Source organism: Streptomyces cyaneochromogenes (genome assembly GCF_003963535.1).
Classification (GTDB): Bacteria; Actinomycetota; Actinomycetes; order Streptomycetales; family Streptomycetaceae; genus Streptomyces; species Streptomyces shaanxiensis.
In genome coordinates this window covers 1,928,079-1,943,086 of record NZ_CP034539.1, presented here as the reverse complement: position 1 = coordinate 1,943,086, position 15,008 = coordinate 1,928,079, and the positions used below count along the sequence as shown (strand labels likewise).

The 15,008-nt window shown below is 71.2% G+C and carries 11 protein-coding genes and 1 tRNA gene; 8 read left to right on the top strand and 4 right to left on the bottom strand.

The window, feature by feature from the left end:
- Positions 1-2: 2 nt before the first annotated feature.
- Entirely contained in the window at positions 3-617 is a 615-nt protein-coding gene (locus EJ357_RS08475) for a hypothetical protein (protein WP_126390200.1), read from the top strand.
- Between the two features lie 94 nt (positions 618-711).
- On the top strand, positions 712-3,447 hold the full coding sequence (locus EJ357_RS08470) for an exo-rhamnogalacturonan lyase family protein (RefSeq protein ID WP_126390198.1): 2,736 nt from the start codon (positions 712-714) through the stop codon (positions 3,445-3,447).
- A 94-nt stretch (positions 3,448-3,541) separates the two neighbouring features.
- Here the strand turns inward: EJ357_RS08470 and EJ357_RS08465 are convergent, their stop codons facing one another.
- Positions 3,542-5,986, bottom strand: a complete 2,445-nt coding sequence (locus EJ357_RS08465) for an SCO7613 C-terminal domain-containing membrane protein (protein WP_126390196.1) — start codon at positions 5,984-5,986, stop codon at positions 3,542-3,544.
- A gap of 101 nt (positions 5,987-6,087) precedes the next feature.
- Between EJ357_RS08465 and EJ357_RS08460 the strand changes: the two genes are divergently transcribed.
- Together EJ357_RS08460 and EJ357_RS08455 are read left to right on the top strand one after the other, a co-directional pair.
- The gene (locus EJ357_RS08460) at positions 6,088-6,558 is read left to right on the top strand and encodes an SRPBCC family protein (protein ID WP_126390194.1); all 471 of its coding nucleotides are present in this window, start codon (positions 6,088-6,090) and stop codon (positions 6,556-6,558) included.
- Between the two features lie 85 nt (positions 6,559-6,643).
- Positions 6,644-6,715, top strand: a tRNA-Val gene (locus tag EJ357_RS08455).
- Positions 6,716-6,776: 61 nt separating this feature from the next.
- Here EJ357_RS08455 and EJ357_RS08450 read toward each other — a convergent pair.
- A complete protein-coding gene (locus EJ357_RS08450; protein ID WP_126390193.1) occupies positions 6,777-7,502 on the bottom strand; it encodes a 3'-5' exonuclease in 726 nt (241 codons plus the stop codon).
- A gap of 168 nt (positions 7,503-7,670) precedes the next feature.
- Between EJ357_RS08450 and EJ357_RS08445 the strand changes: the two genes are divergently transcribed.
- From EJ357_RS08445 to thrS, 3 genes are all read left to right on the top strand, one after another.
- Positions 7,671-8,237, top strand: coding sequence for a DUF4365 domain-containing protein (locus tag EJ357_RS08445; protein ID WP_126390191.1), 567 nt, complete (start codon positions 7,671-7,673; stop codon positions 8,235-8,237).
- Complete coding sequence (locus EJ357_RS08440; RefSeq protein ID WP_126390189.1) at positions 8,234-9,463, top strand: hypothetical protein; 1,230 nt, start codon at positions 8,234-8,236, stop codon at positions 9,461-9,463. Before EJ357_RS08445 ends, EJ357_RS08440 begins: the two co-directional genes overlap by 4 nt.
- Before the next feature lie 302 nt (positions 9,464-9,765).
- Entirely contained in the window at positions 9,766-11,742 is a 1,977-nt protein-coding gene (gene thrS, locus EJ357_RS08435) for a threonine--tRNA ligase (protein ID WP_126390187.1), read from the top strand.
- A gap of 37 nt (positions 11,743-11,779) precedes the next feature.
- On the opposite strand, the gene EJ357_RS08430 is transcribed toward thrS, so the two are convergent.
- Entirely contained in the window at positions 11,780-12,439 is a 660-nt protein-coding gene (locus tag EJ357_RS08430) for a potassium channel family protein (protein WP_126390185.1), read from the bottom strand.
- 78 nt (positions 12,440-12,517) lie between these two features.
- Between EJ357_RS08430 and EJ357_RS08425 the strand changes: the two genes are divergently transcribed.
- Complete coding sequence (locus EJ357_RS08425; RefSeq protein WP_126390183.1) at positions 12,518-13,066, top strand: HIT family protein; 549 nt, start codon at positions 12,518-12,520, stop codon at positions 13,064-13,066.
- Between the two features lie 135 nt (positions 13,067-13,201).
- Here EJ357_RS08425 and EJ357_RS08420 read toward each other — a convergent pair whose 3' ends face one another.
- Positions 13,202-14,863 (bottom strand): hypothetical protein, encoded by a 1,662-nt coding sequence (locus tag EJ357_RS08420; RefSeq protein ID WP_126390182.1) that lies wholly within the window; start codon positions 14,861-14,863, stop codon positions 13,202-13,204.
- Positions 14,864-15,008: the final 145 nt, after the last annotated feature.

Below are 15,008 nucleotides of genomic sequence, written 5' to 3'. Positions count from 1 at the left end.
CCATGGCGCAAGCACGCGTGCGGGCCCGCGCTTCGCGCAAGGAGCCCCGGCGCAAGGAGTCCCTGTTCGGCGAGCGCTTCGCGGTCTTCGCCGAGTGCCTGCTCACCGGCGTGTGGATCGCCGTGGCCTGCCTCGGGGTCGTCACCTACCCGGCCGCCTTCGCCGCCGGCGCACGGCACCTTCGGCGGCGTACGACCCACGAGGGCGGTGGCCGGTGGGAGTTCGTCGCGGACTTCCGTACGGCTGTGCGCGGCGGGTGGATCGTCGGGCTGGCCGGGTGGGCGGTGGCCGTCGCGGTCTGGGTGGACGTCCTGGCCGTGCGGGCCGGGCTGCCCGGCGGGCCGCTCGTCGGCGCCGTCGGCGTCTTCGCACTGATCGGGGCCGCCGTGGCCCTGCTGCGGGCGGCCGCCGTCTGGACGCCGGGCGCGGCCTGGCGGGCGTTGCTCGCGGACGCCGGGCGGCGGACCGTGCTCGATCCCGCCGGGACCTTCCTGGTCGTCTGCGGGCTGGCTGTCGTGGCGGTGTCCGCCTGGTTCGTCCCGCCGCTGGCGGTCCCCGTCCTGGGCGCCGTCGCGGCGGCGGCCGTCGCCGTGGAGGCGCGCTACCGGCACCGCTGACGGGCGGTGCCCCCGTAACAAGGTCGGCGCCCCGCGCCGTACCTCTCTCTGTCATGCCCCTGACTCCCAGCATTCCGCACGGAAAGGAAAGGTCATGTCCCCCATCCCCCGTAGGTCCATCCTCAAGGCGGCCGCCGTCGCCGGAGCCGCCGCGCACTTCAGCTGGGCGCCAGGAGCCAAGGACGCGCAGGCCGCGCCCAGAGCCGCCGACGCCGATGCCGACCCCGTGACCCTCGACTGGCTGGAGGACGGCGGTCTCGGTGCCGCGCCCGGCTCCACCGTGGGTGTGCCGTGGCCGAAGGGGGCGTACCAGGAGGACCAGACCTTCGCGCTCACGGACGCCGACGGCAAGGCCGTGCCGGTGCAGTCCTGGCCGCTCGCGTACTGGCCGGACGGCTCCCTCAAGTGGACGGCGCACGCGGTCAGTTCGGGCAACGGCAAGCTCACCCTCACCGCCGGGGAGGCCACCGCCCCGGCCAAGAAGGTCACCGTCGACAAGAGCGGCGGAGCGATCACCGTCTCGACGGGCGTCATCACGGCGAAGATCGGCAACTCGGGCGCGACGCTCATCAAGTCGGTCACCCGCGGTTCCACCGAGATCGCCAAGAACGGCCGGCTCGTGCTCATCCGCCAGCCGGAGATCGAGGGCGAGGACCAGGGCGCGGTCAGGACCGAGCGCTTCGAGGGAGCCATCTCCGAGGTCACCGTCGAGCAGGAAGGGCCGGTCCGTGCCGTGGTCCGCATCGACGGCAAGCACCGCAAGGGCAGCCGGAGCCGGCTGCCGTTCTCCATCCGCCTCTACTTCTACGCCGGCGCCGACTCCTTCCGCATGGTGCACACCATCACGTACGACGGCACCCAGGAGCCGGGCAGGGCGAGCGGCGACTTCATCCGCGGTATCGGCGTGCGCTTCACCGTGCCGATGCGCGACGCGCCGTACGACCGCCACATCCGCATCGGCGGCGAGGGCACCGGCATGCTCCGCGAGGCCGTCAAGGGCATCACCGGACTGCGCCGCGACCCGGGGGCGGCCGTACAGGCGGCGCAGTTCGCGGGGGAGAAGCTGCCCGACCCGTCCACGTGGGACCAGCGGGTGACGACCCGGCTGCGGTACATCCCCGAGTGGGGCGACTACACGCTCTCCCAGCTGTCCGCCGACGGCTTCACGCTGCGCAAGCGCACCAAGAAGGGCCACGGCTGGATCGGCGCCGGTGGTGGAAAGCGCGCCTGCGGGTTCGGTTACGTCGGTGGCGTCAGCGGCGGACTCTCCTTCGGGCTGCGGGACTTCTGGGAGAAGTTCCCCGCCCAGCTCGACATCCGCGACGCCCACACCGACGAGGCCGAGGTCACCATGTGGCTCTGGTCGCCGGAGGCGCAGCCCATGGACCTGCGCTTCTACCACGACGGCATGGGCCAGGACACCTACCCCGAACAGCTCGAAGGCCTCAACATCACCTACGAGGACTACGAGCCGGAGTTCGGCACGCCGTACGGCATCGCCCGCACCTCCGAACTCCTCTTCTGGGCCAACGAGTCCACGCCCCCGGCGCAGGCCCTGGCTCACCAGGTCGAGGCCGTACGGGTGCTGCCGCAGCTCGCCGCCCCGCCCAGGCAGCTCATCAGGGCCCAGGTCTTCGGCCCGGGGCTCTACTCCGAGCCGGACCGGTCCACGCCCGCCAAGGCGAAGATCGAGGACCACCTCGACTTCCTCTTCACCTACTACAAGGACCAGGTGGAGATGCGCCGTTGGTACGGCTTCTGGGACTACGGCGACATCATGCACACCTATGACACCGTCCGGCACCAGTGGCGGTACGACATCGGCGGTTACGCCTGGGACAACTCCGAGCTCTCCCCGGACCTGTGGCTGTGGTTCGCGTACCTGCGCAGCGGCCGCGCGGACATCTTCCGGTTCGCCGAGGCGATGACCCGGCACACCGGCGAGGTCGACGTCTACCACCTGGGGAAGTGGGCCGGTCTCGGCACCCGGCACGGCGTGCAGCACTACGCCGACAGCGCCAAGCAGCAGCGCATCGCCAACACCACGTACCGCCGTTACTACTACTTCCTCACCGCCGACGAACGCGTAGGCGACCTCATGCACGCCAACGTCGACTCCGACGAGACCTTCCTCGTCCTGGACCCGATCCGCAAGATCCGCACCGAGCCGTACACCCCCGACCGGCACGCGCTGTCGATCGGCTTCGGCACGGACTGGAGCGGGCTCGTCTCGGCCTGGCTGACGGAGTGGGAGCGCAAGGGGCCCAAGTGGGAGAAGGCACGCGCGCGCGTGCTGTCCACGATGGAGACGATCGCCGCCCAGCCCAACGGCTTCGTGCAGGGCAGCGGGCTCTACGACCTCGACACGGGCAAGTTCGCCATCGCGGACAAGCCCGTGGTCGGTGTCTCGCACCTCTCGGCCGTCTTCGGCCTCAACGAACTGTGCGCCGAACTCATCGACCTCGTCGACATGCCGAAGTTCAACGAGGCGTACTTCGACTACTGCCGCTACTTCAACGCGACGAAGGCCGAGCAGGCGGCGCGCTACGGCTCCAACTTCGGCTCGCTGCTGCTCTTCCAGGGCCACTCGCGCCTCGACGCGTACGCCGCCGTCCAGACGGGTGACGCGAAGCTCGCCACGCGCGCGTGGGAGAAGTTCTACAACTCCGACGGCTACCAGGAGTCCGCGCCCTGGAAGACGGAGGAGCTGAGCGGTCCGGCTTCTCTGGTGCCGGGCAGTGAGGCGAGTTGGGTGTCCACCAACGACACGGCGCTGTACGGGCTCGCCGCTATCGAGAATCTGGCGCTGCTGGGAGACAAGATGCCGTAACAGGTGGTGGGGAACTGCGGGGCCGTTGTGGCTGGTCGCGCCCACGCGGCGGAGCCGCATATCGATACAGCCCCGCGCCCCTTTCAGGGGCGCCTCAGTGCATGTTCCCCAAGAAGTCCCGCATCTTTCGGGCGTCCCTCAGACGCTGCTCGTACGTCGCTCCGAGTGCGAGCAGCAGCAGGCCGGCCAGGGCGGGAGGCACCCAGCGCGGGAGTGCCTCGGTCACCTGGGCGATGTACGGGGCGAGTTCGTGCAGCGCGTCCAGGGTGAGCACCGTGCCGCCGAGCAGCAGCGGCGCCTGGAGGTGGTGCCCGGCGCCCAGCAGGGTGACCGACAGGGCGGCGAGGCCCAGCAGCAGCGGGCGTGTCCAGTCCGGGTCGCCCCAGGCCGCCAGGAGGCTCGGCACGAGGGTGGCGGCGAGTCCGGGGCCGTACGCCGTCCAGGACGAGGTCTCCGGATCGCGGCGCCTGCGCAGGGCGCCCACGAGCAGGGCCGGGACGGTGACCGGCAGTGTGTAGGCCTCGGGCGTCCCGATGTCCCAGGCCGCCAGGCGTATCCAGGTGGCCAGGACGAAGAGCGCGGCGGAGGCGTAGGCGACAGGGCGGCGGTCGGGGCGGATCGCCGTACCGGCGGTGATCACACCGCAGAGCGCCAGGACCAGGGCGATCACCGGCAGGTCGGCCGAGACCGCGGCCAGTGCGACCGCGAGCAGGGCCGCGATCGCGCCCGTCACCTCGACCGGGACCGTCGTCCGGGCGTCACCGAGCCGTGCCGCGAGCACAGCCGCCGCGACCGGGACCGCCAGGACCAGCAGGGCGGTGTACTGCGGCTCCCAGCCCGCCGCGGCACCCGTCGCGCAGGCGAGCAGGGCGGCGTACGCGAGTGCGGTCGGGGCCGTGACCGGGGCGAGGTGCGGCCTCCAGGAAGCCGCCGTGAAGAGTGCCGTCAGCGCCGAGAGCACGGCGAGGGTGGCCGGCTCCGTGGTCAGGGAGAGGAAGGCGAGGCTGAGGGAGGTGAGGACGGCGAGGACCAGGGCGGCCGGGCCGGGAGCCGGGAAGCCGACGGCGGTGGGTACCGCCGTGGCGGTTGCCGAGGGCTCCTCCGCCGCCGTCCGCGGGCGCTCAGAGGGCCGGATCCACGCGGCCGCCGCGAGGGCTCCCGCGGTCGTGATCCCGAACGCCACCAGGCCTACGACGTACGGGACTTCGAGCACCACCGGCAGAACCAGCGCCGTCGCCCACGCCAGTACCAGCACACCGGTCAGGGCCCGGGGCCGCCAGACCGTGTCGCGCACCGCGAGGAGCAGCACGACGGCGACGGCGGCCAGGACGACGGGCACCGTCCGGGCGTCCGGCGGCCACGGCGCACCCGCCGCCACCGCCGCACGCAGGTCGCCGGGCGCCCCGGACCATACCTGCTCCGCCCACGTGACCGGGCCCAGCAGCGCGATCGCGACCGCGGGCAACGTCCACACCAGGGCAAGCCCCTGTACGGCGGCGGAAGCCCGGGCGAGCCCGAGCCGTACCGCCTCCGGCAGCCGGTCCATCCGTACCGCCGCGAGCAGCGCGATCCCGCACGCCAGATACGCCGGAACCGTCCAGGCGTCCGGCAGCACGGACCGGGCCGTGCCGCCGAGCGCGGCGACCGTGAGGAGGCCGGCGGCGACGGTGAGGCCGACCGCCTGCTTCCCGGCGGCCTCCCGCCGGGCCGCCGTCAGGGCGACGCCCGCGGCGAAGAGGAGGAGCGCCGCCGCACGGGCGGCGGCGCTCGGGCCGGTGGCCGTCCAGGACAGCCAGCCGGCGGCCCACACACCCCAGGCGCCCAGGCCGTACGCACCGACCACGGCGGTGATCCGTATGGACCTCGTGGGCACCCGGAGCGCCACACCCGTGTCGAACCCGGCCGTCACGAGCACGGCGGCCGTGATCCCGTACAGGCCCGCGTCGGCCGCCACCGCCCACAGGGCGAGGGGGAGTTGGGCGGCGGCCAGTGCGGCGGGCAGGGGCAGACGCAGCTCGGAGGTGCGCGGCAGCAGGCCGTACGCCGTCCACAGGGCGGCCAGTACGGCCGAAGCGGCCGCGACATAGCCGGTGGCGTCCATGTCGAGCGACGTGACCTGGCGCAACGCGTACGCGTCGAGCACGGTCAGCGCGAGCCCGATCCCCGCCACCGACTCGGCCGTCGAGCGCAGCCCGCGCTTCAGCAGCGGCACCGGCGCGGCGAGCACCGCCACCGTGACACCGCCGAGCACCAGGGCGCGCCCGGCGATCCCCAGGTGTCCCCAGCTGACCAGCGTGAACGCCATCGCGGCGATGGTGAGCAGGACGGCGCCGAGCATCAGCAGGACGTTCTGGACCCGGGGTGCCGAGGCCTCGGGGCGGGGCGGTGTGCCCGGCGCCGGGACCGGCCGGGCCGCTGCTTGCAGCGCGGTGACCAGCCAGGCTCGGCGGTGCAGCAACTGGGCCCGGCGGGCGTCCAGTTGGCGCAGCTCAAGGTCGAGGAGCCGCAACTCCTCGGCCGGTGGCGGAAAGTGCGTCATGTTTGGAGTGTGGGCCGCGTCACGTCGTACGGCATGAGTGCGCGTACTCAGAACGTACTCAGGTACCGCGCGAACCCCCCGATCGGGGGCAGACTCGGCCCATGGACTGGAGCCACTACCGCTTCCGCAGCCTGTGGGTGCTGCCCGCGCCTCCCGCCGCCGTCTACGACCTGCTGGAGCAGGCGGAGGACTACCCCCGCTGGTGGCCGCAGGTGCGCGAGGTGACCAAGCTCAGTGACACCACCGGCGTGATCACGATCCGCTCCGTCCTGCCGTACGACATGGTCTTCACCGCACGCGAGGTGCGCAGGGACCGGGAGGGCGGCGTGCTGGAGATCGCCATGTCCGGTGACATCGACGGCTGGGCGCGTTGGACGGTCACTCCGCGCGGCGGCGGCAGTCTGGCCCGCTACGACCAGGTCGTCGACGTGAACAAGCCGCTGCTGCGGCGGTTCGCCGTGCCGGGGCGGCCGGTCTTCCGGGCCAACCACTGGCTGATGATGCGCGCCGGACGACGCGGACTGATGGCGTACTTGGCCGGCGGCCGACGAAGCGGCCATCAAGCGGATTGAAGGACGGCCCTCAAGGGGATTGAAGGACGGCCATCAAGCGGTTTGAAGGAAACGCGCGGGGACCTGTATTGTTCAGTCCGTTCCCGGGCGATTAGCTCAGTGGGAGAGCGCTTCGTTCACACCGAAGAGGTCACTGGTTCGAACCCAGTATCGCCCACCGGGAAAGGCCGGTCCGCAGTAGCGGACCGGTCTTTTTGTGTCGTGGCGGACTCTTTTCCTCATGCCGCCGCCGGCAGGTCCGGACGCAGGGGCCACGCCGGGTCCACCGCCTCCTCGCTGCCGCTGCGGGCGAACCACGCCTGCAGGCCGCGCGCCTGTGCCGCGTGCCACACCGCCTGGAGCGTGTGCAGTTCGGCGGGGGACAGGCGCTCCAGGCGCGCGGCGAAACGGCGGCCCACCGCCCGGACGACCTCCAGCGAGGCCAGTGCGTCCGCCCCCGCGTCATGCGCGCCGTCCAGCGTGACGCCGTAGTGCGCGCACAGGTCGGTCAGGGTGCGGCGACCTTTGCGGTAGCGGTCCAGGTGCTTGTCCAGGACGCGTGGATCGAGCACCAGCATGGGTGTCGTCTCGAACCAGTGGTCCAGGGACGACGCCCGATGGCGCCGCAACTCGCGGTCCAGCAGCGTCAGATCGAACGGCGCGTTCATCACCACGATCGGCCGGCCCACCGCCGTCTGTGCGGCCAGCTCCTCGACTATCTCCTGCATCACCGGCGCAGGCCAGCGGCCGTTGCGCTGAAGATGTTCCTCCGTCAGTCCGTGCACCGCCGTCGCCGCCTCCGGCACCGGCACACCCGGGTTCACCAGCCACCGTGTCGCCCGCGGCCGGCTCCCCGGAGCGTCCTGGACGACGACGGCCGCCGAAACGATCCGGTCGGTCTCGACGTCCACGCCTGTCGTCTCCGTGTCGAATGCCGCCAGCGGGCCCTCATACCAGCACGCCATATCCACACAACCCCTCGTTCACCCACGGCAGCTGACGTACCGTCTTCTGCCCGTTTGGTGATACCCGGGCCGTTTGCGCCGTACGCCGGAAGGACACAACAGGAGTGCGGGTCTTTGCAGTTCAGCGGCCCGGTACGGGGATTCATCTGGCGTGGAAGGCTGTTCGTCATGGCGATAGCGCAGCCCGAGCGGGGCGGGCTGCTGCCCGAACGCACGGGCCCCCATCGCGGTTCACTCGCCACTACCGCCTGCATGGAGACACTGCAGGTGGGCTATCTGCACGCCGTCGCGGCGGCGTCCGGATGCTCGCTGTCGCAGCCCTTTCCGGACAACGGCATCGACTGGCACGTGAGCCACAGCGCGCCCGGCCACACGGTCGACGACGAGGTCACCATCAAGGTCCAGCTCAAGGCGACGTACCAGCTCGCACCGAACCCGCCCGGCCGCTTCTTCTCGTTCACGCTCGACAACGACCACCTGGCGAAGCTCGCCCGCACCCCGGTCTCGGTGCACAAGATCCTGGTCGTGATGATCGTTCCGCGCTCCCAGGAGCAGTGGCTGCGGGCCGGCCACGACCGGCTCGACCTGCGGCACTGCTGCTACTGGGTCAACCTGGCCGGACACCCGATCACCGGGCGGCGCCGCACCACCGTGCGGATACCGACCTCACGCATCTTCGACGACCGGGCGCTCTGCGAGATCATGACGCGGGTCGGGACGGGAGGAAAACCGTGACGCATCGCCCCCTGGAGGAGCCGGTACGTCCCGTACGGCCGCACCCGGTCGACGCGTCCTGGGGCCGTCCCCCCGAGCCCGGCGAGGTCGACCCCGCCGTGCTCAGCGCCCTGCTGCACCGGCACGGCTGGCAGCGGCGCGGGGGAGCGGCGGGGCGCTACGGCCGCTGGACCCCGCCGGGGCCGGGCGGCGGCGGTACGAGCCTGCTCGTCCCCGAGTCCCGCGCCTTCCCCGACAGCGACGACCTGCTCGGCGAGGCGCTCGTCGCCCTGTCCCGCAGCGGCATGCCCTCCGCGCGCGAGGTGCTGGTCGGGCTCGCCGTGCCCAGCGACGAGGTCCGCTGGTGGCGGGACGCCCCGAGCGGGCCGGTCGGGGCAGTGCCCTGGAACATCGAGGAGGAACTGCGCACCGCCGCGCGCCAGATGCTCCTCGCCGCGGCACTCGCCACGCGCGCGCGTGCCGGCTACTACGGCGCCCGGCACCGCCGCTCGGCCGCCACGATGCTGGAGAGCGTGCTCGTCGGCTCCGCGGCGGGCGGACGCGGCCTCACCGCCTTCGTGCCCGTCGGCACGGGGCGCCCGCTTGCCGTACGCCTCCACCAGGCGCTCTACGCCGCCCGCGAGGCCATCGACTACCAGCGGGCCACCGGCGGCATGGACGCCTTCGACGGCGCCGTCGAGGCGGGCGTCAGCCGCGAGCTCACCGAGGCCCTGATCGCCCTCGTGCGCGGCACGGAGGGTGCGCGCATCGCCGTCGAGTGGGCGCCCGCCGCCGGGGTGCCCGGGGACTGCGCGGCCGGTGTCGAGCCCGTCGAGTTCTCGCCGGGCGACCTGCCCGTGCTGCGTGAGGCCGGGGCCCGCTATCTGCGCGAGGAGCCGTCCGTGCCGGTCAGGCTCACCGGTGCGGTCGTACGGATGCGCAGGTCGGGGCCGCGGGGGGAGGGCACCGTACGGCTGCGCGTGATCGCGGGCGCCGAGGTGCCGCACGTCCGGCTGACGCTGGACGAGGAGGCGTACCGCATAGCCGGTCACGCCCACCTCGTCGGGCTGCCGGTGCGGGTGCACGGGCGGCTGGAGAGCCGGGGCGGGTTCCGCAAGCTCAGCGGGGCCTCCGGCGTCGTACCGGTGCAGGTGGACGAGGCCGAGCGGGACCGGCTGATGAAGTCGCTGCAGGAGGACCTGGACTTCTTCGAGGGGGCTTGCGGCGGGGAGGACGGGGAGGACTGAAGGGGGGGCCGGGACCGAACGGGCCGGGGTGGCGACGGGTCGGCGGGGCACGGTTGCAGGGCGAGGCCTTGCGGCTGGTGTGCCGAATGTCCGGCTCGGTCGCCTACGGGGCGCCACATGCCGGTGTCGTGGGGGCAGCACAGGCTGGTGGGCTCCCGCTCGGCGTTGGGGTGGGCTGGTCGGCCCGGGGGAGCGGCGTGCTGCGTGACCGTTTCGCGGTCGGCCGTCCGGGGTCGGTACGATCGCGTAATGCGCGCGCTCCTGGTATGGCGCCGCGATCCACCTTCAGTCAGGAGAGACCGGTGTCAGACGTCCGTGTGATCATCCAACGCGATTCCGAGCGGGAAGAGCGCGTGGTGACGACGGGCACCACGGCCGCCGACCTCTTCGCCGGCGAGCGCTCGATCATCGCCGCGCGCGTGGGCGGTGAGCTCAGGGATCTGTCGTACGTGCTCGCCGACGGCGAGGAGGTCGAGGGCGTCGAGATTTCCTCCGAGGACGGTCTGAACATCCTGCGCCACTCCACCGCGCATGTCATGGCGCAGGCCGTGCAGGAGCTCTTCCCCGAGGCGAAGCTGGGCATCGGCCCGCCGGTCAAGGACGGCTTCTACTACGACTTCGACGTCGAGAAGCCGTTCACGCCCGAGGATCTCAAGGCCATCGAGAAGAAGATGCAGGAGATCCAGAAGCGCGGGCAGAAGTTCGCCCGCCGCGTCGTCACCGACGAGGCCGCCCGCGAGGAGCTCGCCGCCGAGCCCTACAAGCTGGAGCTGATCGGCCTCAAGGGCTCCGCGTCCTCCGACGACGGCGCGGACGTCGAGGTCGGCGCCGGCGAGCTGACGATCTACGACAACCTGGACGCCAAGACCGGCGACCTGTGCTGGAAGGACCTCTGCCGCGGTCCCCACCTGCCGTCGACCCGTGCGATCCCGGCGTTCAAGCTGATGCGCAACGCGGCCGCCTACTGGCGCGGCAGCGAGAAGAACCCGATGCTCCAGCGCATCTACGGCACCGCCTGGCCGTCGAAGGACGAGCTCAAGGGCTACCTGGACTTCCTCGCCGAGGCCGAGAAGCGCGACCACCGCAAGCTGGGCAACGAGCTCGACCTGTTCTCCATCCCGGAGCAGATCGGCTCCGGCCTCGCGGTCTTCCACCCCAAGGGCGGCGTCGTCCGCCGCGTGATGGAGGACTACTCGCGCCGCCGTCACGAGGAGGAGGGCTACGAGTTCGTCTACACCCCGCACGCGACGAAGGGGAAGCTCTTCGAGACGTCCGGGCACCTGGACTGGTACGCCGAGGGCATGTACCCGCCCATGCAGCTCGACGAGGGCGTGGACTACTACCTCAAGCCCATGAACTGCCCGATGCACAACCTGATCTTCGACGCGCGCGGGCGTTCCTACCGTGAACTGCCGCTGCGCCTCTTCGAGTTCGGGACCGTGTACCGGTACGAGAAGTCGGGCGTCGTGCACGGCCTCACCCGCGCGCGTGGGTTCACGCAGGACGACGCGCACATCTACTGCACCCGCGAGCAGATGTCGGAGGAGCTCGACAAGACGCTCACCTTCGTCCTCGGCCTGCTCCGCGACTACGGCCTGACCGACTTCTACCTGGAGCTGTCCACCAAGGACCCGGAGAAGTTCGTCGGCTCCGACGAGGTCTGGGAGGAGGCCACCGAGACGCTGCGCCAGGTCGCCGAGAAGCAGGGCCTGCCCCTGGTCCCGGACCCGGGCGGCGCCGCCTTCTACGGGCCGAAGATCTCCGTCCAGACCAAGGACGCCATCGGCCGTACCTGGCAGATGTCGACCATCCAGCTCGACTTCAACCTGCCGGAGCGCTTCGACCTGGAGTACACCTCCGCGGACGGCTCCAAGCAGCGCCCGGTCATGATCCACCGCGCGCTGTTCGGCTCGATCGAGCGGTTCTTCGCGGTGCTCCTGGAGCACTACGCGGGCGCCTTCCCGGCGTGGCTGGCCCCGGTCCAGGCGATCGGCATCCCGATCGGCGACGGGCACGTGGACTACCTGGAGAAGTTCGCCGCGGCCGCCAAGAAGAAGGGGCTGCGCGTCGAGGTCGACTCCTCCTCGGACCGTATGCAGAAGAAGATCCGCAACGCCCAGAAGCAGAAGGTGCCCTTCATGGTCATCGCGGGCGACGAGGACATGGCCAACAACGCCGTCTCCTTCCGCTACCGCGACGGCTCACAGGAGAACGGCATCGCGTTCGACGAGGCCATCGCGAAGATCGCGAAGGTGGTCGAGGAGCGGACGCAGGTCTGAGCCGACGGCGCGTGCCTGTCGAGGGCCCTCGGGGAGTTCAGCTTCCCGGGGGCCCTTCGTCGTCCTCCACGGAGAAGACCTGCAGCAGCCACGAGGCGAAGGTGCCGGTCACGGCGCCGAGCAGGCCGAGCCCCACGCCCATGATCCCGACCGCGACCACCCGCCCGCGCTCGGTGACGGGCGTGATGTCGCCGTAGCCGACCGTGGCGAGGGTCGAGCAGGTGAACCACACGGCGTCCCCGAAGGTCCGCATGGTCGCGCCCGGCGCCCCGCGCTCCTGCTGGTAGACGGCGAGGGCACCCGTGAAGCCGAGCAGCAGGCTGGCCATCCCGGCGTAGACGATCACACGCGCGTGCAGGCTGAGGCGGGGCCGCCCGTGCCGGCGCTGGACGGTCTCGTACATCTTCACGATCCGCAGGGGCCGCAGCAGTGGCAGCACCAGCACCACGGTGTCCAGCGGATGGCGCCGTACGAAGCCCAGCCGCTGCCCGCTGAGCCGCCAGCACACGGCGTAGTCGACGCCGAACATGGCCCAGGCGGTGAACGTCAGCGCGAGGCAGAGATCGAGCACGGGCTGTGACAGATGACCATGGCCCAGCACGCGCACCGCGTACGAACTGAGAAAGATCAGCGACGCCAAGACGAGTGGAACCTCGGCGTGCTTCTGCCAGCGGGCCAAACGACTGTCATCGTCCACCGGCCCAGCTTGGCCCGGGCCGACCGGGTGCGAGCCCCGGCGACACGCCACGAACGGACGAAGCCATATGCTGCACGCATGACGAGTGAGCCGGAGCAGCAGTGGGGAGTGGGGATCCAGGACGCGTTCCAGCGCCTGTGGACGCCCCATCGGATGGCGTACATCCAGGGTGAGAACAAGCCGACCGGCCCCGGAGCCGACGACGGCTGCCCCTTCTGCTCGATCCCGGCCAAGTCCGACGAGGACGGGCTGGTCGTCAAGCGCGGCGAGCAGGTGTACGCGGTCCTCAACCTCTACCCGTACAACGGCGGCCACCTCATGGTCGTGCCCTACCGCCACGTCGCCGACTACACCGACCTCACCGAGCCGGAGACCGTCGAGCTCGCCGCCCTGACCAAGCAGGCGATGACGGCCCTGCGCACCGCCTCCGGCGCCCACGGTTTCAACATCGGCATGAACCAGGGCACGGTCGCCGGCGCCGGCATCGCGGCCCACCTCCACCAGCACATCGTCCCGCGCTGGGGCGGCGACACGAACTTCATGCCCGTGGTGGGGCACACGCGGGTGCTGCCGCAGCTGCTGGCGGACACGCGGAAGATGCTGGCGGAGGTCTGGCCGACGGTGTGACGTGTCGGCCGACGGCGAGATCATCCAGCCCGTCCGGCGTTGGAGGACCTGGCCGGTCAGGCCGAAGGGGGCCGGGGGCACAGCCCCCAGGGACGGTCACCCGGACCCACCCCACCCGGCTCAGCCGCCGGAGGCCTACGCGTCGTAGACGTCGGCCTTCCGGGGCGACGGATCCTGCACAGCCGTACTCAGGAACGCCGACCGGTTACCGAACTTCTCGGTGTCCACGCCGTTCTCCTCCAGCACCTTGATCGCCGAGGCGTGCACCACCCGCAGCACCGGCGTGGCCGCCCGCAGCGCGTCGTCGGCCATGAACCGGTGCCGCCACGGCTGATCCGCCCAGGCATGCCGCAGCCCGAACGGCTCGGGCAGCCCGATCGTCCCGCCGAGCCAGTTGAGCAGCGGCGGATACCAGGAGATCGGGGCGCGGACCGCCAGCCGGACGACCTCGTCGCTGTTGACCAGCGGAAGCTTCACCTTGCGGGTCTCCCACGGCTTCAGCGACTTGGTGACCTCCTTGGTCGGCGCCTCGGGCTTCTCCTGGAAGAGGCCGTTCACCGGACCGAGGGCGTGCCCGGTCACCTCGATGCGCAATGTCTCGTGCAGCACGGTCACCGTGATCAGCATGGTGATGATCAACTGCCCGTCCCAGAGCGTCCACTGGACGCCCAGGTAGTGGCGGTCACCGCTGCCGAACTGCTGCTTGTTGCAGATGTCCTGTATCGCGTGCGACTTGACCTGGTACGCCTCGACGTCCGTGCCCTCCGGCCGGGACACCGCCTTCGCGCCCTCGGCGATCGGGGTGACGACCCAGTGCCGTATCGAAGGCTTGGGAAAACCACCGGTGTTGAGCGGACCGCGCTCCAGCATCCGCAGCTGGTCATGGATCGACCGGATGACGTCCCAGCTGCGGAAGGGGTGGATCTCCCGGGTCGCGTCGGCCGGCACCAGGTCCTCGGCCAGCTGCCAGCTGCCCCAGCGCGTGCCCATGCCGAGTATCCCCTTGGGCCCGGCGTAGAACACGGAGTTGGACTGCTGCTCGGCGCTCAACTTGGCGAGGGACTGGCGCAGTTGCTCGGCCTGGGTCTCGGTGGGGCTGGTCGGCACCGCCTCCGGGACCTTCGCGCCGACGCTGCTGCCGGCCAGCAGACTGTCCCACCGCTCCCGCAGGTCCTTGGCGGTGCGCTCGCAGACCTGCTTGGCCCAGAACCAGCCGACCACGGGCATGAGGACCGAGGCTCGCGCGTACCAGGCCCAGAAGCCGGTGAACGGCATACGGAGCAGGAAGATGACGGCGAGCGCGCCCACCGCGACGAGCAGCGCCGAGGCGAGCGCCCCGCCCCGCTTCTCGTCCCGCTTGACGATGGTGGTGCGCAGTTGGAAGACCAGCAGCCACACCAGCAGGCCGGGCAGGAACAGCACGCCGCAGATCACCATGATGGCGCTGAGCATCCGGTCGCGGGCCTTGCGGATGTTGTTGGCGGCCAGGCAGTGCTCGACGACGACCTGCGGTTCGGTGCCGAAGGACTGGATCAGGGGCTTGCGGCCGCTGCCGAGCATGCGGTCGACCACGGCCCGTGAGAAGGCCTCACCCAGGTTGGGGCGGAAGAGCTTCGCCCAGCTGCGGCCCGCCTTGACGTCGGTCTTGTTCCATTCGTTGTCGGCCTTCTTGATGTCCTCGTACGGATTGTCCCGATATGCCGCCGAGGCCAGCGCGTACGTCGCCGTCTGCCCCTCGCCGGCCGTGCGAGGCACCTGCGGACCGAAGATGTCCGCGTAACCGCTCTCAACGGTCATTCCCGCCCCCGATCGCCGCACTGTCGCTTCTGCGGCCTTTCCCGACTTCCGTACTGCGCACACCTGTTGATCAGTGATCAGCGTATCCCCAGCCACCGACAATCGTCGGCGGACGGCCCAAAGCCGCCCGCCGACGCGGAGGGGA

What these genes read in the sequence shown, in the direction of transcription:
- EJ357_RS08445 (WP_126390191.1), top strand. Translation starts at nt 7,671, where the DNA reads ATGGCGATAGCGCAGCCCGAGCGGGGCGGGCTGCTGCCCGAACGCACG.
- EJ357_RS08460 (WP_126390194.1), top strand. Translation starts at nt 6,088, where the DNA reads ATGGACTGGAGCCACTACCGCTTCCGCAGCCTGTGGGTGCTGCCCGCG.
- EJ357_RS08465 (WP_126390196.1), bottom strand. Translation starts at nt 5,986, where the DNA reads ATGACGCACTTTCCGCCACCGGCCGAGGAGTTGCGGCTCCTCGACCTT.
- EJ357_RS08475 (WP_126390200.1), top strand. Translation starts at nt 3, where the DNA reads ATGGCGCAAGCACGCGTGCGGGCCCGCGCTTCGCGCAAGGAGCCCCGG.
- EJ357_RS08470 (WP_126390198.1), top strand. Translation starts at nt 712, where the DNA reads ATGTCCCCCATCCCCCGTAGGTCCATCCTCAAGGCGGCCGCCGTCGCC.
- EJ357_RS08420 (WP_126390182.1), bottom strand. Translation starts at nt 14,863, where the DNA reads ATGACCGTTGAGAGCGGTTACGCGGACATCTTCGGTCCGCAGGTGCCT.
- EJ357_RS08450 (WP_126390193.1), bottom strand. Translation starts at nt 7,502, where the DNA reads ATGGCGTGCTGGTATGAGGGCCCGCTGGCGGCATTCGACACGGAGACG.
- EJ357_RS08425 (WP_126390183.1), top strand. Translation starts at nt 12,518, where the DNA reads ATGACGAGTGAGCCGGAGCAGCAGTGGGGAGTGGGGATCCAGGACGCG.